The organism is Corynebacterium sp. HMSC068G04 (assembly GCF_001814885.1).
Classification (GTDB): domain Bacteria; phylum Actinomycetota; class Actinomycetes; order Mycobacteriales; family Mycobacteriaceae; genus Corynebacterium; species Corynebacterium hiratae.
The window spans coordinates 140,916-164,216 of record NZ_KV818328.1 but is presented as its reverse complement, the minus strand read 5'-3'; the positions used below and the strand labels follow the sequence as shown (position 1 = coordinate 164,216).

Annotated in this window: 23 protein-coding genes; 15 read left to right on the top strand and 8 right to left on the bottom strand. The window is 61.9% G+C overall.

Annotated elements, in window-relative coordinates; translation table 11 throughout:
- Positions 1-258: 258 nt before the first annotated feature.
- The 3 genes from HMPREF2993_RS06955 to HMPREF2993_RS06945 form a co-directional block, all read right to left on the bottom strand.
- Positions 259-1,449, bottom strand: a complete 1,191-nt coding sequence (locus HMPREF2993_RS06955) for an MFS transporter (RefSeq protein ID WP_070701665.1) — start codon at positions 1,447-1,449, stop codon at positions 259-261.
- A 100-nt stretch (positions 1,450-1,549) separates the two neighbouring features.
- Entirely contained in the window at positions 1,550-2,833 is a 1,284-nt protein-coding gene (locus HMPREF2993_RS06950) for a D-arabinono-1,4-lactone oxidase (RefSeq protein WP_070701663.1), read from the bottom strand.
- Positions 2,830-4,002 (bottom strand): alanine racemase, encoded by a 1,173-nt coding sequence (locus tag HMPREF2993_RS06945; RefSeq protein ID WP_070701661.1) that lies wholly within the window; start codon positions 4,000-4,002, stop codon positions 2,830-2,832. The genes HMPREF2993_RS06950 and HMPREF2993_RS06945 overlap by 4 nt, the downstream gene beginning before the upstream one ends.
- 90 nt (positions 4,003-4,092) lie before the next feature.
- Between HMPREF2993_RS06945 and HMPREF2993_RS06940 the strand changes: the two genes are divergently transcribed.
- Positions 4,093-5,640, top strand: coding sequence for a succinic semialdehyde dehydrogenase (locus HMPREF2993_RS06940; RefSeq protein ID WP_070701659.1), 1,548 nt, complete (start codon positions 4,093-4,095; stop codon positions 5,638-5,640).
- A gap of 17 nt (positions 5,641-5,657) precedes the next feature.
- Positions 5,658-6,623, top strand: coding sequence for a winged helix DNA-binding domain-containing protein (locus tag HMPREF2993_RS06935; protein ID WP_070701657.1), 966 nt, complete (start codon positions 5,658-5,660; stop codon positions 6,621-6,623).
- A gap of 1 nt (position 6,624) precedes the next feature.
- Here the strand turns inward: HMPREF2993_RS06935 and HMPREF2993_RS06930 are convergent, their stop codons facing one another.
- Positions 6,625-7,533, bottom strand: coding sequence for a cation diffusion facilitator family transporter (locus HMPREF2993_RS06930; RefSeq protein WP_070701655.1), 909 nt, complete (start codon positions 7,531-7,533; stop codon positions 6,625-6,627).
- A 144-nt stretch (positions 7,534-7,677) separates the two neighbouring features.
- Between HMPREF2993_RS06930 and HMPREF2993_RS06925 the strand changes: the two genes are divergently transcribed.
- From HMPREF2993_RS06925 to HMPREF2993_RS06900, 6 genes are read left to right on the top strand one after another with little or no spacing between them, the layout of a single operon-like run.
- Positions 7,678-8,331, top strand: coding sequence for an HAD family hydrolase (locus tag HMPREF2993_RS06925; protein WP_070679942.1), 654 nt, complete (start codon positions 7,678-7,680; stop codon positions 8,329-8,331).
- 32 nt (positions 8,332-8,363) lie between these two features.
- Positions 8,364-9,350 (top strand): phosphate/phosphite/phosphonate ABC transporter substrate-binding protein, encoded by a 987-nt coding sequence (locus HMPREF2993_RS06920; RefSeq protein ID WP_070701653.1) that lies wholly within the window; start codon positions 8,364-8,366, stop codon positions 9,348-9,350.
- 45 nt (positions 9,351-9,395) lie between these two features.
- A complete protein-coding gene (phnC, locus tag HMPREF2993_RS06915) occupies positions 9,396-10,196 on the top strand; it encodes a phosphonate ABC transporter ATP-binding protein (protein WP_070701651.1) in 801 nt (266 codons plus the stop codon).
- Positions 10,197-10,201: 5 nt separating this feature from the next.
- On the top strand, positions 10,202-10,987 hold the full coding sequence (gene phnE / locus HMPREF2993_RS06910) for a phosphonate ABC transporter, permease protein PhnE (RefSeq protein WP_246822388.1): 786 nt from the start codon (positions 10,202-10,204) through the stop codon (positions 10,985-10,987).
- Entirely contained in the window at positions 10,984-11,799 is an 816-nt protein-coding gene (gene phnE, locus HMPREF2993_RS06905; protein ID WP_070510254.1) for a phosphonate ABC transporter, permease protein PhnE, read from the top strand. Before phnE (HMPREF2993_RS06910) ends, phnE (HMPREF2993_RS06905) begins: the two co-directional genes overlap by 4 nt.
- A gap of 17 nt (positions 11,800-11,816) precedes the next feature.
- Positions 11,817-12,659 carry a MurR/RpiR family transcriptional regulator gene (locus tag HMPREF2993_RS06900; RefSeq protein WP_070701649.1) on the top strand — a complete coding sequence of 281 codons (843 nt, stop codon included), beginning with the start codon at positions 11,817-11,819 and terminating at the stop codon, positions 12,657-12,659.
- Here HMPREF2993_RS06900 and HMPREF2993_RS06895 read toward each other — a convergent pair.
- Together HMPREF2993_RS06895 and ychF are read right to left on the bottom strand one after the other, a co-directional pair.
- On the bottom strand, positions 12,656-13,846 hold the full coding sequence (locus HMPREF2993_RS06895; RefSeq protein ID WP_070701647.1) for an amidohydrolase: 1,191 nt from the start codon (positions 13,844-13,846) through the stop codon (positions 12,656-12,658). The two genes, HMPREF2993_RS06900 and HMPREF2993_RS06895, sit on opposite strands and share 4 nt — an antisense overlap.
- Positions 13,847-13,875: 29 nt before the next feature.
- Positions 13,876-14,961 (bottom strand): redox-regulated ATPase YchF, encoded by a 1,086-nt coding sequence (ychF, locus tag HMPREF2993_RS06890; RefSeq protein ID WP_070679957.1) that lies wholly within the window; start codon positions 14,959-14,961, stop codon positions 13,876-13,878.
- 47 nt (positions 14,962-15,008) lie between these two features.
- Here ychF and HMPREF2993_RS06885 point away from each other — a divergent pair, with 47 nt between their 5' ends.
- The 3 genes from HMPREF2993_RS06885 to HMPREF2993_RS06875 are packed head-to-tail and all read left to right on the top strand — an operon-like array spanning position 15,009 to position 18,364.
- Positions 15,009-16,490: an AI-2E family transporter gene (locus HMPREF2993_RS06885; protein ID WP_070701645.1), complete on the top strand. Its 1,482-nt coding sequence runs from the start codon at positions 15,009-15,011 to the stop codon at positions 16,488-16,490.
- 36 nt (positions 16,491-16,526) lie between these two features.
- On the top strand, positions 16,527-17,597 hold the full coding sequence (locus tag HMPREF2993_RS06880; protein WP_070701687.1) for a DNA recombination protein RmuC: 1,071 nt from the start codon (positions 16,527-16,529) through the stop codon (positions 17,595-17,597).
- Positions 17,598-17,632: 35 nt separating this feature from the next.
- Positions 17,633-18,364, top strand: a complete 732-nt coding sequence (locus HMPREF2993_RS06875; protein ID WP_246818591.1) for a DUF6542 domain-containing protein — start codon at positions 17,633-17,635, stop codon at positions 18,362-18,364.
- On the opposite strand, the gene HMPREF2993_RS06870 is transcribed toward HMPREF2993_RS06875, so the two are convergent.
- Positions 18,361-19,320 (bottom strand): 4-hydroxy-3-methylbut-2-enyl diphosphate reductase, encoded by a 960-nt coding sequence (locus HMPREF2993_RS06870; protein WP_070754977.1) that lies wholly within the window; start codon positions 19,318-19,320, stop codon positions 18,361-18,363. The genes HMPREF2993_RS06875 and HMPREF2993_RS06870 overlap by 4 nt on opposite strands.
- A 152-nt stretch (positions 19,321-19,472) precedes the next feature.
- On the opposite strand from HMPREF2993_RS06870, the gene xseA reads away from it, so the two are divergent.
- The 3 genes from xseA to HMPREF2993_RS06855 are packed head-to-tail and all read left to right on the top strand — an operon-like array spanning position 19,473 to position 21,404.
- A complete protein-coding gene (xseA, locus tag HMPREF2993_RS06865; protein WP_070701643.1) occupies positions 19,473-20,714 on the top strand; it encodes an exodeoxyribonuclease VII large subunit in 1,242 nt (413 codons plus the stop codon).
- A 45-nt stretch (positions 20,715-20,759) separates the two neighbouring features.
- The gene (locus HMPREF2993_RS06860) at positions 20,760-21,050 is read left to right on the top strand and encodes an exodeoxyribonuclease VII small subunit (protein WP_070701640.1); all 291 of its coding nucleotides are present in this window, start codon (positions 20,760-20,762) and stop codon (positions 21,048-21,050) included.
- Positions 21,051-21,404, top strand: a complete 354-nt coding sequence (locus HMPREF2993_RS06855) for a hypothetical protein (RefSeq protein ID WP_046648342.1) — start codon at positions 21,051-21,053, stop codon at positions 21,402-21,404.
- Positions 21,405-21,408: 4 nt separating this feature from the next.
- Here HMPREF2993_RS06855 and HMPREF2993_RS06850 read toward each other — a convergent pair whose 3' ends face one another.
- Positions 21,409-21,999, bottom strand: coding sequence for a DUF4245 domain-containing protein (locus tag HMPREF2993_RS06850; RefSeq protein WP_070701638.1), 591 nt, complete (start codon positions 21,997-21,999; stop codon positions 21,409-21,411).
- Between the two features lie 201 nt (positions 22,000-22,200).
- Between HMPREF2993_RS06850 and glpX the strand changes: the two genes are divergently transcribed.
- Positions 22,201-23,220 carry a class II fructose-bisphosphatase gene (gene glpX, locus HMPREF2993_RS06845; protein WP_070517591.1) on the top strand — a complete coding sequence of 340 codons (1,020 nt, stop codon included), beginning with the start codon at positions 22,201-22,203 and terminating at the stop codon, positions 23,218-23,220.
- The last annotated feature ends 81 nt before the right edge of the window (positions 23,221-23,301 follow it).

Here is a 23,301-nt window from a genome sequence, read left to right as displayed (position 1 = left end):
GTGGAAAAGAAAAAGGTAGGCGGGCGTGTAGCAGTAGTGGTCATGGTCTCCCCCGAGATAAACATGTATTAGAAGAAGTGTTCTAACCATGATTCTAGCGGCCACCGCCCCACATAGCCATAGCCAGCACTACATTCATGTCAAGTCGTCACTATAAACGGGGGTATCAACCCCAGGTTTAGACTACACGTTCGACATCAGACGCTCGGGGTCCGCGCCAAAACTACAGTACTGGCCAGGGTGATGCTCACGAGGGCTCTATTCATAACGCACATCACCGCGCGCAATGTCCTTGCGCCCATGAACAAAGAAATAGACCACTGAGGCAACCAGCATCAAGGCTGCCAGCATCCAGTACATGGCGGAGTATCCCGTCGCGGAGATAACCTGCCCCAGCAGAATCGGACCGAAGCCGATGCCTAGGTCCAGCAGCAAGAAGAAGGTCGAGATGCCCGCACCCATCTCGTGCATCGGCACCAGGCGCACAGCGATAGCCTGACCCGCCGGCAGGATCGAGCCATATCCGATGCCCACCAAGGCGCCCGCCGCAACAATCTGCCAATCAGCACCAGCCGAAGCCAGAACAGCCAGACCAGCAATAAAGAAGACGAGCGAGGAGTAGATGATGATGTTGTCACCGCGACGATCCTGCAGCTTGCCCAGCACGAAACGCAGGATGAGGCTCACCACCGCATAGGCCAAGAAGAAATAGCTAGCCCCCTTCTCCAGACCGGCGTGAGAGGAGTAACCATTCAGGAAGGTAATGATGCCTGTATAAGCAACACCGACCAAAAGGATGAAAACTCCAAATGGCGCCACCGACGGGTGCACAATATTCCCCAAGGAGAAGGAGACGCTTCGACGCTCCTGCGTCGGCGCCTTGACGACGAGCCCCAGCCCCAAGGCCACCACCGTCAGCGTCAACGCCACTAGAAACACGGAGTTATAGCCGGCGTTGTGGACAATCGCTAAACCTGCCGCCGGACCAAAAGCGGTGGCCAGCGTCGTCCCCAAGGCGAAGTATCCCGTTCCCTCTGCGCGACGATGGTCCGGGATAACCGATTGCGCCACAGCCATCACAGCCGTCGATGCCACCGCATAGCCGAAGCCGTGCACGATACGGACAGCAAACAATAGTGGCAGTGACTGAGCTGGGAAATACAGCGCCATCGCCACAGTGACCACGATGAGGGAGATGACCAGCGAGCGCTTCCGCCCAGCAGCATCCACAATGTAGCCCGAAAAGAGGCGAGCAATCGTCGCCCCCACCACGAAGGCGCTTGAGGCAAACCCGCCCGCTGTGTCCGAGGCCTGGAACTGCTCGACGGCATAGAGTGCCATGATGGTCACGAGTAGATAAAAGACCGTAAATTGGGCAAAATTTACCAACCACGCGAACACAAATGTCGGCGTGATAAGGGAACGGGATTCAGAGGACGTTTGAGACACCTTCTTCGACAGCGTATGGAATTAAGACTTCCACACGCTACCAAAGATCAGAGATACTTTCGAATCCCACTTTCGGAATGTGCAGCGCTTGACGACGCCCCTATCCGAACAATTTCCGCAGGTAGGACGAACCGAATTTCCACTCCGGGTCCATCTTTTCGCGCAGCTCGCAGAACTCATCAAATCTTGTATAAAGTTGAGCAAAGTCCTTCCGGGACAGGGAGTTCATCTTGCCCCAGTGCGGGCGCCCACCCGCTGCCCGAAGAATGGGCTCGAGCTTCGGCATATAATCCTGCGGGTTGAGCGCACGTGGAATGTGGAAGGCAATGTACATCGATTCGCGGCCCGATGCCGTTGACAGTGCAACGTCATCCGCGGCCGTCGTGCGCAGCTCCATCGGAAACCCGATGCGCCAATCCTGCTCGTCGATGAAGCGGCGGATCTCGCGGACGGCGGCGGGGCCGTCGGCAAGCGGCACCGCATACTCCATTTCGTGGAAGCGAACCCGGCGCGGGCTGACGAACACGTCGTGAGCAGCTGAACGGTAGCGGTTATGAGAGATAACCGAGGTGGCGAACTTGTTGAGCGTCGGAATCGTCCCCGGAAGAAGACGCCCCAGAGCCAGGGCTGCGGCGAAGGCGCCGTTGCCGATGAGCTCATCGTCGATAAGCGCCTTAAGGCGTGAGCGGCGCTCCCCGTTCGGCTCTAAGCGCGTGTTGGCTTTGACCATCGCTCGGTCGGTGTGCGGGAACCAGTAGGACTCGAAGTGGTCGACGCCCCGAGAGAGCTCCTCCCAGTTATCCATTAGCTCATCGAAGGCAATGCCAGATTCTTCCGCCAGCAGGTCGAAGGCGTCCACACACTGCATTTCGACTTCAACAACCACGCCGAGCGCGCCGACGCTGACGACCACGAGGCGAAGGAGTTCTGGGTCTTCGTCGATGGAATAGGAGCGGGTGTTGCCGTCGGCGTCGATAAGCGTCAGCCCAGTGACCGTGCCCGCAAAGCCCGTGTAATTGATGCCGGTGCCGTGGGTCGAGGTGGAAATCGCGCCCGCCAGCGATTGCGGGTCCACATCGCCCTGATTAGCCAGGGCAAGACCAAAGGGGCGCAGAAGGGCTGGGACATCACGTAACCGAGTGCCCGCCAGGAATCGGACGCGTTTGCGCTGCTTATCGACGCTCACCAGTCCACTCACGTGATCGAGATTGAGCATGGTCTCCTCCCCCGCTGCGATGGGAGTGAAGGAGTGACCCGCACCGACCGCGCGCACGCTGCGGGCGCGGCTGATGATGCCAGGAATCTCATCGATTCGGGAGGGCTGCACAAACTCCTGCGGTTTCGTGGTGACCGATCCTGCCCAATTGCTAAAAGTTGTTGTCATCGGAGTGTCCATCCTTGTCCTCTATAGGTGTCCCATACATCAACACCGTCGTGTCCGACGGCGAGGAGGTGGTCGACGTTTTCTGTCATTTCGCCGGCCTTGGCGTGGCGGAACCACACCAGATCCTCGACGTTCAGAGCGGCCCCATGCAGCGGTGTCTGCACCTCACCGGCACCCTCCGTGCTGGAGTAGCTCAGCCCTGCCGGCCACACCGGAACCGGAACGCGATCCTTCGCGGGCGGCCCGGAGGCGATCCAGCCGCCGGAGTTGACCGTCGCCCAGCCCGGCGCGGGCACACGGGATACTTGGCAGACGAAGAACGCGGCCGCCTTGTGGTTGATGCCTGTGAAGTCATCGAAGATCGCCGGCGTGTAGAAACCGGAGCCAGCGGCCAGTTCGGTCAAGGTTCCCTCGGCCGCGGATTCCTGGAGGCTACCCGTTCCACCACCGTTGACGAATTCAATGTCCGCCACCTCCCGCGCGGCCTCCACGCAGGCTCGGCGTCGCGGGGCCAAGTCCGCCATGGACTTGGTGCGCAGCCAGCGCTTGACCGCTCCCACCGGACCCGGCAGGCCATCCGCAACGGATGCCACTTGCCCCTCATAGGCCATGAGACCGACAAGCCGGTGCCCGCGCCGAAGAATCTCGCGCGCAAGCACCGAGACCTGTTCCGGCGTACGCACGGGTGAGCGCCGCGGGCCCACAACCGCGCCCGGCAAGTGAAGGGTGCAATCAATGTCGATGGCCACACGCAGGGAGCCCTCAAGCAGGTCTAAGAGCTCAGCACTATCCACCATGATGGTGATAGCCTCGCGCGCGGTGTCATCCGCTGCGAGCTCACGCAGAGCCTTGCGGTTGACGCTCGGGTAGGCCACCACGATGTCGCGGAAACCCTCCTCCACTAGATGCAGCGCCTCCGGAACGGAATAGGCGAGGATGCCACGGTAGCCCTCATGCTCGAGAGCTCGGCGAAGTGCTGCCACGCTGCGTATTGATTTCGAGGCCACGCGGATGGGCAGTCCCCCGGAGCGGGCCGGCATCTGTGCAGCGTTGTAGTCGAATGCGTCGAGGTCAATGACGCCTACGGGCGCTGGGCTTTCTCCAGATCTGACGAGCGGCTCGACGGCCGCGCGTACCTGGGCCTGTGGAGTGGTCGCGAGGATTGGCATAGCGTCATCCTAACCACGATTAATTTAGTTTGTGAGACAAATCTCGAAAAATCTATAGCGCCATCGCATATTTTTGGGACAATAGACCGCATGAAAACCTTCACTCAGACCCGTCTGCCCCAGCGAGTGCTCAATTTCTTAGACACGGATCCCGCCCGCGATGTGCGCGGCACGGGTGAGCAGCACCAGGCTCACGCGCCGTTTAGCGGTGAGGAGCTCTTTAGCTTCCCCGTCGCCACCGCCGGGGACGTCGAGAAGGCCGTCAACTATGCGCGCGCCGGCGTTGGTCAAGGAGACCGCGCCGCCATCTTGCTGCGCCTGCACGACCTCGTTCACGAGAACGAGGAGCTCATCCTCGACCTCATCCAGGCCGAGAACGGCAAGTCCCGCTCCCATGCCTATGACGAGCTGATGGATCTGTATAACTGCGCGCGCTTCTACGCGGTCAATATCCGCAAGGCCTTTGGCGCTGACCGCTACCCCGGCGCGCTTCCCGTGCTGACTAAAACGCGCACCCAGCATTACCCGCTGGGTGTGGTGGGGCTCATCTCCCCGTGGAATTACCCACTGTCCTTGGGCGTGGGCGACGTCCTGGCAGCACTCTCCGCGGGCAATGCCGTGGTGCACAAGCCGGATTCTCAGACAACGTTGACGGCGATTCTGTTGCGACGCCTAGCCATTGAGGCAGGCCTTCCGGAGGCCGCCTGGCAGCTGGTTCCCGGCCGCGGGGCGGAGGTGGGCGATGCCCTCGTTCCGCTGGTGGATGGGCTCTCCTTTACCGGTTCCACCAAGGCCGGCAAATCCATCGCCACCCAGGCTGCGGGTCGCCTCATCCCCACCATGCTGGAGCTGGGCGGCAAGAACCCGATGCTGGTGCTTGACGACGCCCCCCTCAAGCCCACCGCCCAAGGCGCCGTGCGCACCGCATTCTCCTCCTCCGGGCAGCTGTGCATGTCCGCCGAGCGCGCCTATGTGCACGAGAGCGTATTCGAGGAGTTCCTCGCAGAACTCAAGAACGCACTGGACCAGCAGGTTTTGGGCGCGGCTTTCTCCGATGCCGCCACCATCGGCTCGCTGACCTCGCAACGCCAGCTCGATGCCGTTAAAGCCCACGTGGAGGATGCCGTGTCCAAGGGCGCCACCGTGGTCTACGGAGGAAAGGCCCGGCCGGACCTTGGTCCATACTTTTATGAGCCCACCGTGCTGACTGGTGTGACCCCAGAGATGGATCTCTATGCCACCGAGACTTTTGGACCGGTACTGGCGGTATACCCTATAAGCTCCGATGCCGAGGCCATCCAGCTCGCCAACGACACCACCTACGGCCTATCCGCATCGGTGTGGTCTGGAAACTCCCGCCGCGCGTGGAAGGTGGCCTCCCAGCTGGAGGCCGGCATGGTCAACATTAATGAGGGCTTCGCCGCAGCCTATGGCTCCATCGCCGCGCCCGGTGGCGGCGTCAAGGAATCTGGACTGAACCACCGCCACGGTATTACCGGCATGCGCCTGTGGGCCAACGAGCGCACCGTGGCCGAGCAGCGCCTGCACCCGCTTGCGCCCTCGGAGTACATCTCGCCGGAGCGCTTCCGCCAGCTGGTGTCCACGGGCATGCAGCTGATGAAGACTTTCCGCCTCTAAACGCCATCTAAACAACTATGAAGGAACTTACCCGCGACGAGCTTCTCGCCCGTCGGCTCATCGCTCAAGGCCTTGCACCATCGGCCGCGCGGCCGACTCTGGCGTCGGCCCTCGATGTTGCTGAACATCTCCTCGCCCTCCAAGGCCAGACCTACGATGCCGGCATCAGAGCGCTTTCTCTTCGCGCCGGCTGCGATGAACAAAAGGTACTCGAAGACATTTCTCACTTTCGCGTGGTGCGCTGTTGGCCACAGCGCGGCACGCTGCATTTCATGCCGGCTGCCGACGTCCGCTGGATGTCCCGCCTGCTCTACCCACGCGTAGCCTCCAGCCAGAAGTCTCGGCGGCCGAGCTTGGGGCTGAGCGAAGACATGGTGGCAGCCGCCTCGGAAGCGCTTCACAGCGCAGCGACCGAGCCCCTGAGCCGCACGGAAGTCTACGAGATTTTCGCTGAAGCTGGCGTTGATCCCACTGAAGGCCGAGGCTCCCACCTACTCCGCGCTTTTGGCGGGGCCGGCGACTTAGTGCAGGGCCCGAAAGCTGGCAGCCAAGAGACTTTCCTCCACGTCGACGCGCTGCCTACCGTCCAGCGCGAGCCGGAGGAGCCGCTTGCTGAGCTGGCCCAGCGCTATGTCGAAGGACATGGCCCAGTGTCCGCAGCCGACCTCCAAGCATGGTCCAAGCTCAGTAAATCTCAGGCCACCAAGGCCCTGACATCGACGGTTGCTCAACCTGTGTGTCACGATGGTCAGGACTTCTGGATGGCCACTTGGCAGGAGGATGTCACGGCTAGCGAGATCGATGAGGCCCTCAAAATCCGCCTCGAGCTCCCCGCCTTTGATGAATACCTTCTGGGGTATGCGCACAAGGAATGGATCGTTCCCGATGAGATCCGCGATGATGTCTTGACCAAGAACGGCCTCAGCTGGCCGTGGGTCATGGAGGGCGGACGCGGGGTCGCAAGCCTGCGGTACGCGGGCTAACCTACAGCATCCGCAGGATGCGGCGATGAACCGTGCCGGCTGGTTCAACGTGGATGAACACCTCGGCACCGGGGAAAAGCTCGTCGATGGCATCCTCGATGCGGTCGGCGATGGTGTGCGAGTGCAACACCGTCCACTCGCCGGGCACGTCCATCGTCAGGTACACAAGGCGCTGACGACCCGCTGCCACTGTGCGACGCGAGGTGAAGGAGACCTGGTGGTGGTCTTCCAGCTCATTGAGAAGCGCGTCCAGCTGGGCATGCTCTTCCTTGGGCAAGGATTCCGACAGAAGGGAGCTCAAGGATTCCTTGAGCAGCTTGTACCCGGTCCACAAGATGTTGATACCGACTGCCAGCGCGATGACGGGGTCCAACCACAGCCAGCCTGTCAACGCCACTGCCCCGATGCCGACGATGACGCCGACGGAGGTCCAGACGTCGGTAAGCAGGTGCTGACCATCCGCCTGCAGGGCAGAAGAACGATACTGCTTACCTGCGCGGACTAGCATCACGCCTACCACCAAGCTAATGAGAGCCGCTACTAGCGACAGCAGCAAACCAACGCTTGGCTGTTCAAGCGGCAGCGGGTGTAAGAAGCGGCGAATGGCCGTGTAGATGATCATCGCGGCCGCGACGAAAATCATCGCTCCTTCCATCAGCGCGGAAACATATTCAGCCTTGCCATGACCAAATTGGTGGTTCGCATCCGCGGGCTTAGCGGCAATCTTGATGGCGATGAATCCCACCACTGCGGCGACTAGGTTGACACCGGACTCAAGGGCATCCGAAAGGAAGCCCACCGACCCCGTCACCGCGGCGGCAATCACTTTGAGAACAATGGTGACGACGGCGGCGGCGATGGAGAGCTTCATGAAGCGTTCGAGCAGCAGTTGCTCGTTTGGAAGAGACATGTGTGTCCTTCTATATGTCCTTCGCTGAGGAAAATTTCTATTTACCGTGAGTCAGGGTACCAAAGGCGAGTGTGCACGTACTGTTCACGCATTGTTTACCGCGTGTGGTCGTAAAGTACATAAACCGTCGTTAGTTTGTACTTCATGTCCAAAGACATATCTCCCCCCGTTCTCCTCTTCGATTTCGACGGCACCGTTAGCCTGGGCCACGGACCCGTGCTGGCCTATGCCCGCCACATCGGGGAGGCAACCGGAAACCACTCCATCCCCCACACCGCCGAGCACATGCTCTCAACGAACGACGCCTCCCTAGTGCACTATCGCGACGGCTACGACCTCGTCCGCAGTCTCGCCGCGGATTGCGATGTCCCGGAGGACTCCTGCCAACAGGCCTACATGGCCTCCCGACTCAACCTTGCAGACACCGGAATCACAGCGCCCGAAGGCCTCGCCGAGTTTCTAGGCTCGTATCCCGGCCGCGCGGTTCTCGCCACCAACTCCCCCGAAACTGGCCTCGCAGAGGCGCTTAAGGTTTTGGGGCTGAGCAACTCCTTCGACGCCATCTACACGAGCGTGGGCAAGCCCGACGGCTTGACTCGAATCCTCGAATCTGATTTCCCCGATAGCCCCATCATCGCTTTCGGCGATATCTGGGACTTCGATCTTGCTCCCGTGGCTGCCCGTGGCGGGCGCACCGTTTTATTGGAAACACCGTTCGCCACCCCCGCAGACGCCAACCCCACGTGGCGCGCTCAGCGCGTCACCGACATCTTTTCTGAACTATCTTCCGCCTTCTAGCACTCCACCCCTCGACACAGAAAGACATTCTCATGCGCCGTTTCACCGCCCTCGCTGCCTCCGCCCTTGCATTGTCGCTCTCCCTGACCGCTTGCTCCTCTGACTCCTCCTCAACCGATGGCTCGAACTCCCCCGACAAGCTCACCCTCGCGCTCATCCCGAACGAGAAGGTCAACGATCTCGTCACCACCGCAAAGCCGCTGACCGATTACCTCTCTGAGGAGCTCGGCGTGGAGGTTGAGGGTGTCGTGACCAAGGATTACCAGGCCGCCGTCGAGGCCATCGGCTCCGGCCAGGCTGACATCGCCATCGCCTCCGCCGCACAGCTGGCCTCCGCTGAAGACATGTACGACGCCCACGCTGTGCTGCAGGACGAGCGCTTCGGCGCGGATTCCTACGCCGGCCAGTTCGTCACCAACAACCCCGACAAGTACTGCGAAGACGAGCCAGTCAAGTCCACCTACGCTGCCAGCGGCGCCGAGTACCTCTACTGCAACGGCACCGCCACCGCAGACGAGAACAAGGGCCAGGGCCCGAAAGGCCTCGAGGCGCTGAAGAAGATCGATGGTAAGACCACTGTCGCTATGCTCGGTGCTACCTCCCCGGCCGGCTACCAGCTGCCCGTCATGGCGATGGAGTCCCAGGGTATCGACGTCGATAGCCTCAAGAAGGTCCCGGTAACCTCCAACGATGCTTCCATCATGGCCGTCTACAACGGCGACGCTGAGGTGGGCTTTAGCTTCTGGGACGCACGCTCCACCATCGACTCGTCCGAGGCTCCTGACTTGGCTGAGAAGCTCGTCGTCTTCGGGTACACCGAGATGTACCCCAACGGCGGCGTCGTCATTTCGGACGATGTCCCAGAAGAGCGCCGCAAGGAAATCACCGACCTCATGGATGGCTTCTCCGAGGTTGACCCGGACACCATGTCCGCCATCTTCGACATCACCGACTGGGTTCCGGCTAAGAAGGAATCCATTGACATGGCGCGCAAGGTCAACGAGCGCTTCGCACAGTAGGTCCGCGCTCCTCCACTGCCCAGTTCCCACTCAGAAAGGTTCCCCATGACGGAGGAGAAAGCGTGGGGCATTCGGTTCGAGAATGTCTCGGTGCGCTACCCCAACGGAACGCTGGCGCTTGACGACGTCTCCGTGGACATCGCTCCCGGCGAATTCGTCGCCATCGTCGGCCTGTCCGGCTCTGGCAAATCCACGTTCATCCGCAGCATCAACGGCCTCGTGCAACCGACATCCGGCAAGATTTTCGTCGGCGACCACGAGATTTCTGCGGCGAAGGGAGCGCAGCTGCGGAAGCTGCGCGGCCGCATCGGCATGATCTTCCAGGAGTTCAACCTGGCGGACCGCGCGAGCGTCTTCTCCAATGTCCTCGTCGGGCGCTTTTCTCACAATCCCAGCTGGCGCACCCTGTTGGGAATCTCTACCGCCGAGGACAAAGCAATCATCGCCGAGGCCCTCGACTCCGTAGGGATCCTCGACAAGGCGTGGAATAAGGCCGGCGCCTTATCGGGCGGCCAGAAGCAGCGCGTGGCCATCGCTCGCGCCCTGTCCCAGAAGCCGGCGATCATGCTGGCCGATGAACCCGTCGCCTCCCTCGACCCGCCCACCGCGCACTCCGTGATGAAGGATCTCCGCCGCATCAATACCGAGCGGGAACTGACCACCCTGGTGAACCTGCACCTTGTGGACTTAGCCCAGGACTACGCGACCCGCATCATCGGCATTCGCCACGGCAAGATCGTCTTCGATGGCCCCGCCCAGGGATCCACGGTGGAGGATTTCGAGGCCATTTATGGCCGCCGGATCCGCGAGGAGGACCAGCTGGGGAGCCAAGGGAGCGCAGTATGACAGCCGTGCTTCCTCCTCGTCAGCGCAACTGGCCCGGCATTCTCGGTGGGCTCGCCGCGTTCATCGCGCTGACCATCGCCACGTGCATCCCCGCCTGGGGCGGAATTGACATCAACCTGGGTCACATCGCACGCAACTGGCGCAACGGTGCCGACAGGCTCGCGCAGATGTTCACCCCGGATTGGTCGATCCTTCCGCGCACGTGGGAGCCTCTGCTCGAAACCCTAGCCATGGCCGTGGTGGGTGCCGCCATCTCCGCGGTGATTGCCCTTCCGCTGTCGTTGTGGGCCGCGCGCCCGACGAATCCGTCGACGCCGTGGCGCACACTCGTGCGCGGTATCGTCAACGTTATCCGCGCGGTGCCCGATCTCGTGTACGCCACCATTCTCGTCGCCATGCTCGGTGTGGGTTCCCTCCCGGGCATCATTACGCTGGTGCTTTTCGACGTCGGCATCGTGGTCAAGCTCGTATCCGAAGCCATCGACTCCGCCGATGACTCCTACATGGAGGCCGGCCGCGCGGCCGGCGGCACGCAGAATCAGATCAATCGCGTGACTGCTCTCCCACAAACCTGGCCCGCCTTTGCCAGCCAGGTCATCTACTCTCTCGAACTCAACGTCCGTATCTCCGCGGTATTGGGACTCGTTGGCGCGGGTGGCATTGGCCTGCTCATCGACGAGGTCCGCGGCTTCTACCGCTACGATGCGCTTTCTGCCATCGTGCTCGAACTGCTCGCCGTCGTCATCGCCTTGGAAATCGTGTCCGTCAACCTGCGAAAGAGGCTGAGATGAGCGCTATTCCGATGAGCACCGCTCACCCCCTGCCTGCCCGCTCCCGTCGTTGGGGCATCTATGCTGCCTGGGCCGTCATCCTCCTTATCCTGACGCTGTCTTTTGGCTACATCCGGGTCGATCTGACTGCTCTGCAAGACCTGCCCGCCAACATCTGGCACTACCTCGTACTCATGTTTTCGAACCCGGACTGGTCCAAACTCGGCGAGGCCTTCCTGCAAACCTGGCGCTCCGTGGCCATGGCGTGGATCGGCGCGCTGCTCGGCGTAGTGCTTTCTACGATCCTCGGCGTCCTCGCTGCGAACACTGTCTCCCCTGGCTGGGTATGCCTTCCGCTGCGCGCGCTCTTCGCCATCATCCGCGCGGTCCCGGAGATCATCATCGCCATCATCATCCTGACGGTCACTGGGCTCACTCCTTTTACAGGTGCGCTTGCCTTGGCGATCGGCGGCATCGGTACACATGCCAAGTGGACCTATGAGGCCATCGAAACCGCGCCGACCGGCCCGGCTGAGGCCGTCAAAGCCTCTGGCGGCACCCTCGCAGAAATGGTGCGTTGGGGAACGTGGCCCATCGTCCAGCCTGAATTAGCATCCCTGGCGCTCTATCGCTTTGAGATCAACGTGCGTACTTCCGCCGTCCTCGGCCTCATTGGGGTGGGTGGTATCGGCGACATGCTCACCGGTTATACGCAGTACCGACAGTGGGACGTCGTGGGTGTGCTGCTTATAGTCGTCATCGTCATCACCATGTCCATCGACGCCATCTCCGGCGCCCTTCGCCGCCGGATCGTGGCAGCTAAGTACACCTAAACAAATCCCCAGACTCTATGACTGATACTGCCCCACCGTCCGCACACATCACTACGCGCATGCCGAGCCTGCAGCCCATCGAACAGCGCGTAGCCCAGGCCATACTCGAGGACATGGACTTTGTCCTACACGCCACCGCGGACCAGCTGGCGGCTAAGGTGGGAACGTCGCGTACCTCCGTCATCCGCACCGCGAAGGCGCTGGGCTATGACGGATACCAGCAACTGCGCGTAGCGCTCACGCAGGAAATCGCGCAGCGCCCGAAGCCGCTTCCCGACGCCGACTCCACCCACGTCGGCCGCATGTCCGCCGAGATTGCCTCCTTTAGCAACTACTTGTATGGGCTCACTGCCCTGCTCAACGAGGATGAGCTGACCGCAACGGTGGAGGTATTGGCACAGGCCAGGCGTGTCCTCGTCGTGGGCAACGGCCTCTCCGCTCCCCTAGCGCAAACCATGGCGCTGCGACTGACAAGTATCGGGCGCCCCGCCGAGTTCGTAGCGGAGGCCATAGGCCAGCACATCGCCGCGACGCAATTAGATAAAGACAGTGTGTGCCTCGTGGTCTCCGGATCCGGGTCAACCACACTCACGCTCAACGCCGCCACCGCAGCCTTCGAAGCGGGTGCACAGCTCATCGCGCTGACCTCGTTTACCTCCTCGCCCCTGGCGGAGCTCGCCTCCTACACGCTAGTCATCCCCTCCCCTGATGGGACGTTTCGCGCGGAGCTGCAGGATGCCTCCCGAGTGGCCTTCCTGCTGGTTTTGGAGGCGCTCGTCACGCTGGTGGATTCCCACCTCGATGATTCCGCGGCGCGGCGCACGGTACTCTCCGTGGTGCAATCGGCGATGGAGGATTAATTACCCACGTAGGCGTAAGCAGCGGCTATCAGAGCCTGCGTCGCCGTGGTGAGCGTCGGCTGCAGCTCCGGAGCGAAGCGCGGGTTGTGGTTGGGAATTGATGCGCCATCGGTACGGCCGCCGAAGCCCCAGAAACAATAGGGAGTGCCGAAGGCATCGGGGATGCGAGAGAAATCCTCCGAGGCAGTCCACGGCTCCATGTCGAGGACGTTGTCGCTCCCCAAGACGTCGATAAGCTGGGCGCGCACCTTTTCGGTCACGTCTTCATCGTTGACCGTAAGGGGGTAATTATCACTCTGCACAAACTCCGGCTCGCGCGGGGACATCGCTGCCTGGCACTCCGCCTCGACGATGCGGCGAATAGCCTCAATGATGTGCTCGCGAACCTCCTCATCATAGGCACGGATGTTGATGCGTAAGGTCGCCGAATCCGGAATGATATTGGCCTTCGATCCCGCCTGCAGGGCGCCGACGGTCAACACGGCGAAGTGGTGGGGGTCGACCTCACGGGAGACAACTGTTTGCAGCCGCAGAACGATGGAGCTGGCGAGCACCACCGGATCAACGCTGAGGTGCGGCATCGAGCCATGAGAACCGTGACCATAAACGGTGACGGTGAGTGAGGTCGCTGTAGACAAGACCGGGCCGGACGCGATGAGTACGCTGCCAGCGGGGGCATTCTTATCAATGAAGATGTGCTGACCAAAGGCCACATCAGGAGTGGGGACTTTATCGGTAAGGCCCGCGTCCACCATGGACTGCGCGCCCTCAGCGGTCTCCTCGCCCGGCTGGAAAAGGGCGATGAAGGTACCGGACCACGCATTGGTCGCCTTGGCCAGCGCCTCGGTGGCGCCGAGCAACCCGGCCACGTGGGCATCGTGGCCGCAGGCGTGCATTGCCTCGCCCGTAGCGGAGTAGTCCAGGCCGGTGTCCTCTGTGATGGGCAAGCCGTCGAAATCGGCGCGCTCTAGGACGGTCGAGCCTTCGCCGTTGCGGAGGATGCCGATTACTCCCCCGCCGAATTCCAGCACCTCGACTCTTGGAAATTCCCGGAGCTTATCCGCGATAATACCGCGGGTGCGCTCCTCCTCCATACTGAGCTCAGGATGTTGGTGGAGATCCTTGTACAGGGCCTCTTGCCACTGCGTGGCCTCTGCTGCGCGGTCTAGGATGTGGGCGATACTCATGCCCACAGCCTACGCGGAGTGGTGGCTAACTAGCCGCCGATCTTGAAATCGCAGACGTCGCCATCCTGCATGATGTATTCCTTGCCTTCTTGGCGCACCTTGCCGGCGTTGCGGGCCTCTGCCATGGAGCCAGCGGCGTCCAGGTCATCGAAGGAGACGATTTCGGCCTTGATGAACTTCTTCTCAAAGTCGGTGTGGATAACACCCGCAGCCTGCGGTGCTGCAGAACCCTGCTTGATGGTCCATGCACGGGCTTCCTTCGGGCCTGCGGTCAGGTAGGTCTGCAGGCCGAGGGTGGCGAAGCCGGCCTTGGCCAACGTCGCCAAGCCAGGCTCTTCCTGGCCCACCGACTCGAGCAACTCCAGAGCCTCAGCCTCATCGAGCTCAAGGAGGTCGGTTTCGGTCTGTGCATCGAGGAAGACGCATTCCGCAGGGGCGACGAGCTGGCGCAACTCCTCCTTCTTGGCGTCATCGGTAAGCACGGCCTCATCCGAGTTGAAGACATAAAGGAAGGGCTTCGCGGTCATGAGGTGCAGCTCGCGCAGGAGGGATAGGTCGATCTCGTTGCTCTTGGAAGCGGCGAAAAGGGTGCGGTCATCTTCCAAGATGGCCTGGGCCTTCTTGGTCTCCTCCACGGTCTCTGCCAGCTCCTTGTTCTTGCGGGCTTCCTTTTCCAAGCGCGGCAGGGCCTTCTCGATGGTCTGCAGGTCCGCGAGGATGAGCTCGGTATTAATAACGGAGATGTCGTGCGCCGGGTTGACCTCACCGTCAACGTGGATCACGTTCTCATCGGCGAAGGCTCGCACCACCTGGCAGATGGCGTCAGCTTCACGGATGTTGGCGAGGAAGGCGTTGCCCATGCCTTCACCCTTGGAAGCGCCTTCGACAATGCCGGCGATGTCCACGAAGGACACGGTGGCCGGGAGGATGCGCTCGGAGCTGAAGATTTCCGCTAGGCGGTTCAGGCGGGAATCGGGGAGCTCAACGAGGCCGACATTCGGCTCAATGGTGGCAAACGGGTAGTTCGCCGCCAAGATGTCGGAACGGGTCAGGGCATTAAACAAAGTGGACTTGCCCACGTTGGGCAGGCCGACGATTCCAAGTGTAAGACTCACGGGGCCAATCCTAACGCACCCCGGATCTTTTAAGGCAAGATGGTGGGGTGAGTTCTGATCAGCCATCCCCCAATGCATCCTCGCCTGAGCTTGCCGCAGCAGAGGCAGCACTTGGCGGGCGCTTCGATGACTCCGTCGATGCTGCCTCGCTGAACGCTGTCTCCGCACACCCGCCAGGCAACCAAGTGGATCGCTCCGTGGTGGTCGGCGAGGTCATCAAGTCCGCATCACTGTGGGCACTGCGCCTGACCATCATTGGCGTCTTCCTTTATGCCTCCTTCCGCATGCTGGGCAACTTCTGGCGCGGCATCCTGCCCGTCCTCATCGCGCTCATTATTTGCACCGTGCTTGCCCCCATTGCGAGCGCCATGCGGCGCAAGGGACTGCCGTCAGCCCTCGCTGCCGCAGTGACCATTCTGGTGTCTTTTACTGCGGTGGGCGCCCTCTTCATGTTCATTGCGCCGGACTTCGCTCGTCAGTCCCAAACTCTGTATCTGCAGACTGTGGAGGGAATTCAACGCTTGCAGCTCTGGGCACAGGGCCCACCGCTCAACCTCGACGCGAATGAAATCGGCGGTTACATCGATGAAATCGCCCTGTGGCTGCAACGCCAGGCGGGTTCCATTGCGGGCTCCGTGTTTACTGGAATCGGCACGGCCACCTCCATCGTGGTCACGCTTTTCATCATCGTGGTGCTGACCTTCTTCTTCCTCAAGGACGGCCACAACTTCCTGCCGTGGCTGCGCCAAGCGACGGGCCGCCGCACCGGCTGGCACTTGACTGAGCTGCTGACCCGTGTGTGGACCACGCTGGGCGGCTTCGTGCGGGCACAAGCGATAGTCTCGCTTGTCGACGCCGTCTTTATCGGCCTCGGCCTCGCCCTCATCGGTGTTCCCCTGGCCATGGCCCTGGCCATCATCACGTTCATCGCCGGCTTCATCCCCTTTGTCGGCGCAATTGTGGCCGGCGCACTGTCCGTGACCATCGCGCTGGTGTCTTTGGGCTTCACCAAGGCGCTTCTGGTGCTTGGCTTGGTCCTGCTGGTCCAGCAGCTCGAGGGCAACGTGCTCTCCCCGTGGCTGCAGTCGAAGGCGATGAACCTGCACCCGGTTATCGTGCTGATTTCTGTAACCGTCGGCTCCGCGCTCTTTGGCCTCATCGGCGGTTTCCTCGCCGTGCCGGTTGCCGCCACCATCGCGGTGGTCTACCGCTACTTCCAAGACATGGTGATGCTCCAATCCGGCGAGAGAACCGCCGAGGAGTTGGAGTTTTCTACCGTGGCAGGCTTCCTCATCGGGCGCTATACCCAACAGCAGGGTGACCACAAACGCGAGCAATGGCTGTCCGTCCCGGACCACGCTGCACCGGAAGGCGCGGCGGAAGACGTCGCCAGCGATGGCACGAGCCCGCTGGACCGCAAGGTCGATGTTGACGGGGAACTCAGCGAGCGCGATAGCGGCGCCCGCGCGGGAATCAAGCGCGCCATCGGCGCTCTCGAACAGATGTTGCAGTCGAAGGACAAGAACTAGCGGGGCGTGTCCGGGGCGCATGTCATGATGACAGACATGACGTCTACCCTTCCCGTGTTGCTCCTCTTCCTCGGCCTCATCATTGGCGCCGCCCTCGGTTGGCTGGCCCGCGCCTATTCCGCGCAGTCTTCCCAGCCCTCCGAAGAACACCGCGCGCTGCAAGAATCCCAACGCCGCCAAGCAGAGCTTGCCCCGCTGGAAAAGGCCATGGACCGCTTGGGCCTGCAATTGCAGGAAATTGAAGAGGATCGCGCGACATCGCTCGCCGCGCTCAGCAGCCAAGTTCAAGCGGTAACGCGCACCTCGACTCGGCTCTCCGATCGCACCGACAAGTTGGTCGGCGCGCTGCGCTCGCCGAACGTCCGCGGGCGCTGGGGCGAAGTACAGCTGGAACGCGTGGTCGAGCTCGGCGGCATGCGCAAACACGTGGACTTCGATTCCCAGGTCAGCGCTCGCATCAACGGTTCGGTGGTCCGCCCTGACCTCGTCATCCACTTGGCGGGTGGGCGCAGCATTGTGGTCGACGCCAAGGTTCCACTCAGCGCCTACCTCGACGCCATGGAGACTGAGGATCCGGAAGAAAGGGCAGGGTATCTCCGGCGCCACGCGCACCTGATGCGCTCACATGTCCAAGCACTGGCTTCTAAGGACTATATCGAGGCTTTCTCCCCCACGCCGCAGTTTGTGATCCTCTTCGTTCCCGCGGATACCTTCGTCGACGCCGCGCTATCCATCGATGCCGAGCTGCTCGAGTTCGCATTCGAGCGCAACATCGTCATCGCCACGCCGAGCACTCTCTTCGCCCTCCTGCGCACCGTGGCGGTGAGCTGGCAGCACGAAGAAATCTCCGACAAAGCCCGCGAGGTACAGCGCTTGGGACGTGAGCTCTACACGCGCCTTAATACCCTCAACGAGCACTATGACAAGGTCGGCCGCGGCCTCGAGCGCGCGGTTGAGGCTTATAACGCGAGTTTGGCCAGCTTGGACTCCCGCGTCGGGGTCACCGCGCGGCGGCTCAAGGAACTAGATGTGCCCGCCCGCGTTGACCGCCTACCGGTGGAGCCGCGCAGTGTCGGTTCTTGGCCGCGGCGCGCCCACGATGAATAACGTTTTGGTCACCAATCCCGGTAAGCTCTCTGGTCGTGTCTGTTGCCAAAAATCGTCGCCGCCCTCCCCGCCGTGGGATGCCGCTTACCCGAGCGCTCCTCGTCGCGCTCGTCGTGACGCTTGTGGCCTTGGCAGTCTCAGGTGTGCTCGGCAAGGTTGCCCTGCCGTTCGCCCTGATCTTTGGACTTGGCTCGCTCGCTCTCACCTGGTTGGTGGAGATCCGCGGGCTCTACTTGTTGGTGATTACCCTGCCGCTGCTCTACGCGCTAGGAACCGTAGGCGGCGGGTTCATTAACTCGACGGCTGCCTTGCCAGAAGGCGCCTCTCCGTTTTCCAAGACCGCGCTTCTCACCACGGCCTTCCCACTGATACAGCACTTCCCGGTGCTCATCGTCACGGTCTTGGCGTGTGCGCTGCTCGCGGTCATGCGTATATGGAGCAGCAACAACCACGCGAAGAGCCGAGAAGCGGAAGCACAAAAGAAGCGCCGCGCCGACGCTGCCTCCGACCGCCGCAACCGCTCTGAGCGGCTCTCCGTGGCAGAGCTCATTGCCCGGGAGAACACGAGTTCTGGACGGGTCCGAGAGCGCAACCGTGAGGAACGCCGCCGCCTGCAGGCCGAAGAGCGCGCCCAGCTCCGCCAAGCGTCCCCCGAGACCGACGTGCAGGAGGATTTCCGCCGCGCCGCCGCTGAAGCAGCGGAGAATGCGCGGCGCCCCCAGCGGTCCCCCCAGCCGCTCGAGGAAAACCTCTACGACGAGGACTAGCGCGCAGTACGTGCCGGGCGCAGATCGCGCGGCAGCGAGAACGTGATGGTCTCCGTGGAGGTGGTCACCTGCTCAACGTCGCTGTAGCCGCGCTCATCCAGGTATTCGAGCACTTCACGCACCAGCAGCTCAGGCACGGAGGCACCACACGTGACGCCAACGGTGTTCACGCCTTCAAGCCAGGCCTCATCGATCTCTGAGGCGAAATCCACCAGATAAGAAGTCTTCGAACCTGCCTCCAGGGCAACCTCGACCAGGCGCTTCGAGTTGGAGGAGTTCTGGGAGCCAACAACGATCATGAGATCGCACTTCGGGGCGATGGCCTTGACCGACTCCTGGCGGTTCTGTGTGGCGTAGCAAATATCGTCTGACGGCGGGTTTTCCAAGTGCGGGAAGCGCTCGCGCAGCTTGTTGACGATCTGGATGGTTTCATCCACCGACAACGTGGTCTGGGACAGCCAGATGAGCTTTTCCTCGTGTAGGAAGTCCGGCAGCTTGTCAACGCCCTCCAAACCATCCACCAGGTGGGTGACGTCTGGGGCCTCGCCGGCAGTACCTTCGACCTCTTCGTGACCTTCGTGGCCGATCAGCAGAATCTGGTAGCCGTCGCGCTCAAAACGCTGGGCTTCCTTGTGCACCTTGGTCACCAGCGGGCACGTGGCGTCTAGCGTTAGCTGCTTGCGCTCTTCGGCCTCTTTGCGCACGCTCGGCGCGATGCCGTGCGCAGAAAATACCAGGTGAGCACCTTCGGGGGCCTCGGAGGCCTCTTCCACAAAGATGACGCCACGCTTGGCCAGGGATTCAACGACGAAGCGGTTGTGCACGATTTGCTTGCGCACGTAGATGGGAGCGCCATACTTTTCCAGCGCCTTTTCCACTGTCTCAACAGCGCGGTCCACGCCGGCGCAGTAGCCGCGGGGAGCCGCGAGGAGCACCTTCTTTGCAGTTTCAGTCATGCCAACCAGAGTATCTAAAGTTGCCCACATACTGTAGTTCTCGCCCATTCTCGCCCGCCGCAGGTGACCGGTGACACCCGATGTCCGGCGCGCCCCATACACTAGACGGAACACGCCCCGAAGCACAGACCACTCAAGAGAAAGGACTGCGCGTGAACCAACCGGCCAATTCCGCGGAGGCACCGTGGCCCGTCGGCAAGGTCAATGACCAAGTCAAAGGCTGGATCGAGCGCCTCGGCTTCCTCTGGGTGGAGGGCCAGATCACCCAGCTGAACATGAAGCCGACGTGGAAACTGTCCTACATCACCCTGCGTGACGTGGAACAGGAAAAATCTGTCCAGCTGACCTGCAACACGTCGCTCATCCGGAATGCTCCCTCGCCGCTCAAGGACGGCGACCGCGTCGTGGTCTACGGCAAGCCCGCCTTCTACGCTGGGCGCGGTAGCTTCTCCTTGTGGGTTACTGAGATTCGTCACGTCGGCATCGGCGATCTCCTCGCCCGAGTAGAGATGCTGCGCCAGCGCCTACGCCAGGAGGGCCTGTGCGATCCTTCACGTAAACTGCCGCTTCCCTACCTGCCAAAGAATATCGGACTCATCACCGGCCGTGGCTCCCACGCTGAGCGCGATGTCCTCTCCGTGGCACAAGACCGCTGGCCAGCAGTCCAGTTCGAGGTCATCAACACAGCGGTGCAGGGAGCCACGGCAGTCACCCAGGTCATTGACGCGCTGCAGACTCTCGATGCCAACCCAGAGGTCGATGTCATCATCATCGCCCGCGGCGGCGGGTCGGTGGAGGACCTGCTCCCCTTCTCCGAGGAGGCTCTCCAGCGCGCTGTGGCCGCCGCCCGCACCCCGGTTGTCTCCGCCATCGGCCACGAGCCGGACCACCCGGTGCTTGACGACGTCGCCGATCTCCGCGCCGCCACCCCCACCGACGCGGCCAAGCGCGTCGTACCCTCTGCTGCTGAGGAATACGCCGTGATTTCCGAAGCTCGCTCCCGCATGGCGGCTGCGCTGCGCGGCTGGGTGGAACGGGAGCGCCGCGGGCTCGAGAGCATTCGCTCCCGCCCAGTCCTCGCGGACCCTATGGTGCCGATCACCGCGCGCCGCGAGGAACTCGAACGCCACGTTGCGTCGATCCGGCGAGTCATTACTCATCAGCTGGACCGAGAAAGTAACCAGGTAGCCTCGTTGCGTGCGCGTGTCTCCGCCCTAGGCCCCTCGGCCACTCTCGAGCGCGGTTATGCCATTGTGCAGGTCCTTCCGCGCGATGGCAGCGGGCCGGAAGTCGTCACGAGCTACACGCAATCGCCCCCGGGTTCGCAACTGCGCATCCGCGTGGGTGATGGCTCGATTACCGCCGCCGCCATCGCCTCCCAGGCTGCGGATTAAACAGACCACGTTATACAGAACCAGAAAGAAAGAAGCACTATCCTCATGACTGACACGATTGGCGCCGGCCAGCCCGGCCAGGACGCATTCCCGCCCGTCGAAGAGCTGAGCTATGAGCAGGCCCGCGACGAACTTATCGAAACCGTGAAGATCCTCGAGCTCGGACAGATGGGCTTGGATGAGTCCCTGAAATATTGGGAGCGCGGCGAGGCGCTAGCCAAGGCCTGCGAGGCACACCTCGACGGCGCTTCCAAGCGCGTAGAGGAAGCCCTCCGCAAGAATGATGCGGACAGTCCGGACAACGCAGAAGCACAGACGGAAACAGGAGAGGTTTAAATGAAGATTTACGGCTACCCGGGAGATCGCGTCGACTTCGTCTCCAAGTCCGGCGGAGCAGGTGCCATGGTTTTTGGTGATCCGCGCCAGCTCGCCGAAGAATTCTTCGGCACCCCTCACACCGACAACGGTGAGGAAATCAGCTACTTTTCCGGCTCCATTGTCTTGCGCTTCACCGAAGGGAAACTCAGCGAGGTCTCTTTATTCCCAGGCAAGTCCAAGCACGAAAAGGTGGATATCTACCTTGCTAAGACCCGCCTGAGCGGGCTCGACCCCGAGACCCTGCGCAGTGCTGCTGGCGACGCGGTCGAGGTGGAATGGGACGGCGCGCTGCAGAGCGTGACGTTTCGCTGACTAGTTAATCGCTGACGACGCTGCCGTCCTCAGCGATCTGGAGCGGCTCGGCCTCGACGAATGCGGTCAGAGCCGCCTCATAATCCGCGTCGGAGGCAGAGCCGGTAAGGATAAGGCGGGCATCGCCCAAGTCCGTGATCCACAGGGGGCGAACATCTTTGTCGTCGCTGCTCAGGATTTCCACGTCCTGACCCGCTACCTCACGCCGCTCGGAGTTGGCTCGATAGTTGGAATCGTAAGCGGTGGGGACATCCTCAAGCGCTAGCTGGGTCTGTGCCGACTCAACGTATCCTTCATTCGCGGTCAGCCAGCTCACCACGGCACCGGACTCGCTGCCCACTTGCTTGCGCCGCGCGGCCGTCGGCTGCCAGCCGTCCGGCATGACAGGCTCACGAATGACCGCCCCGCTACCGCGCGCTTCCATCTCCAGGAAGGTAGCGGCATCCACATTCTGCACAGGCCCGGACTTTTCCGGGTTTATCGAGCACAGTCCCGTTGCTCCGACGGCCAGGAACATCATGATGAGGATGATGCCCACCGTCAGGGTGATATCACGCGCGTCCTCGAAAATCTTTGGTTTATCTTCAGATGCCACCCGCCCAGTATGGCACGACGCCTCCGACACACGCGACAGCGCCCTCTCACCTGCCTTTTCGGCAGGTGGTGCACCCCCGCCCCTCTTCTGGGGGAGGCATTCGGGCTTGAGCGGACAGGAAAAGTGGAAGAATGGAATTTGTATTCCGGGTTGTCCCCCACCCCGGGCCGAGCCACCTGAAAAGAAAGGGACTAATCACACATGTCTGATAACACGTCTTATATCCCCGACCGCAACCTAGCCATGGAGCTGGTGCGCGTCACCGAGGCAGCAGCGCTCGCCTCGGGTCGCTGGGTTGGCCGTGGACAGAAGAATGAAGGTGACGGCGCCGCGGTGGATGCTATGCGCAAGCTCATCAACTCCGTCGAGATGAACGGCGTCGTCGTCATCGGCGAAGGCGAGAAGGATGAGGCCCCGATGCTCTTCAACGGCGAGAAGGTCGGCACCGGCCAGGGCGCCGAGATGGACATCGCCGTCGACCCGGTTGACGGCACCCGCCTCATGGCTGAGGGCCGCCCGAACGCTATTTCCGTCATTGCTGCTGCCGAGCGCGGCACCATGTATGACCCGTCCGCTGTTTTCTACATGAAGAAAATTGCTGTTGGCCCCGACGCGGTCGGCGCCATCGATCTCAATGAGTCGGTGGCATGGAACGTGAAGTCCGTGGCCAAGGCCAAGGGCATCAAGCCGGCTGACCTGACCGTCGTCGTGCTCGACCGCCCCCGCCACGATGACCTCATCCGCGAGATCCGTGAAGCTGGCGCCAAGGTTCGCCTCATCATGGACGGTGACGTTGCCGGCGCTATCGCCACCTGCCAGGACAGCAACTCCATCGACCTCATGATGGGCATTGGCGGCACCCCGGAGGGCATCATTACCGCCTGCGCCATGAAGTGCATGGGCGGTGAAATCCAGGGCAAGCTGTGGCCCAAGGATGAGGAGGAAGCAGAGAAGGCCCGCAAGGCTGGCCACGACCTCGACCGCGTCCTCACCACCAACGATCTGGTTTCTTCCGAGAACTGCTACTTCGCCGCTACCGGCGTGACCAACGGCGATATGCTCCGTGGTGTCTCCTACCGACCGAACGGCGCCACCACCCGCTCTCTGGTCATGCGCTCCAAGTCCGGCACCATCCGCTACGTCGACTCCATCCATAAGCTGGCTAAGCTGCAGGAATATTCCGTGGTGGACTACACCAACCCCCACGATCAGGAAAGCTAGTCCACTTTCCCAGGAAGAGTGCTACGGTGGCCATGAATGCCGTGCCACGGCACACATAAAGAACCCAACAAAACTCATTTC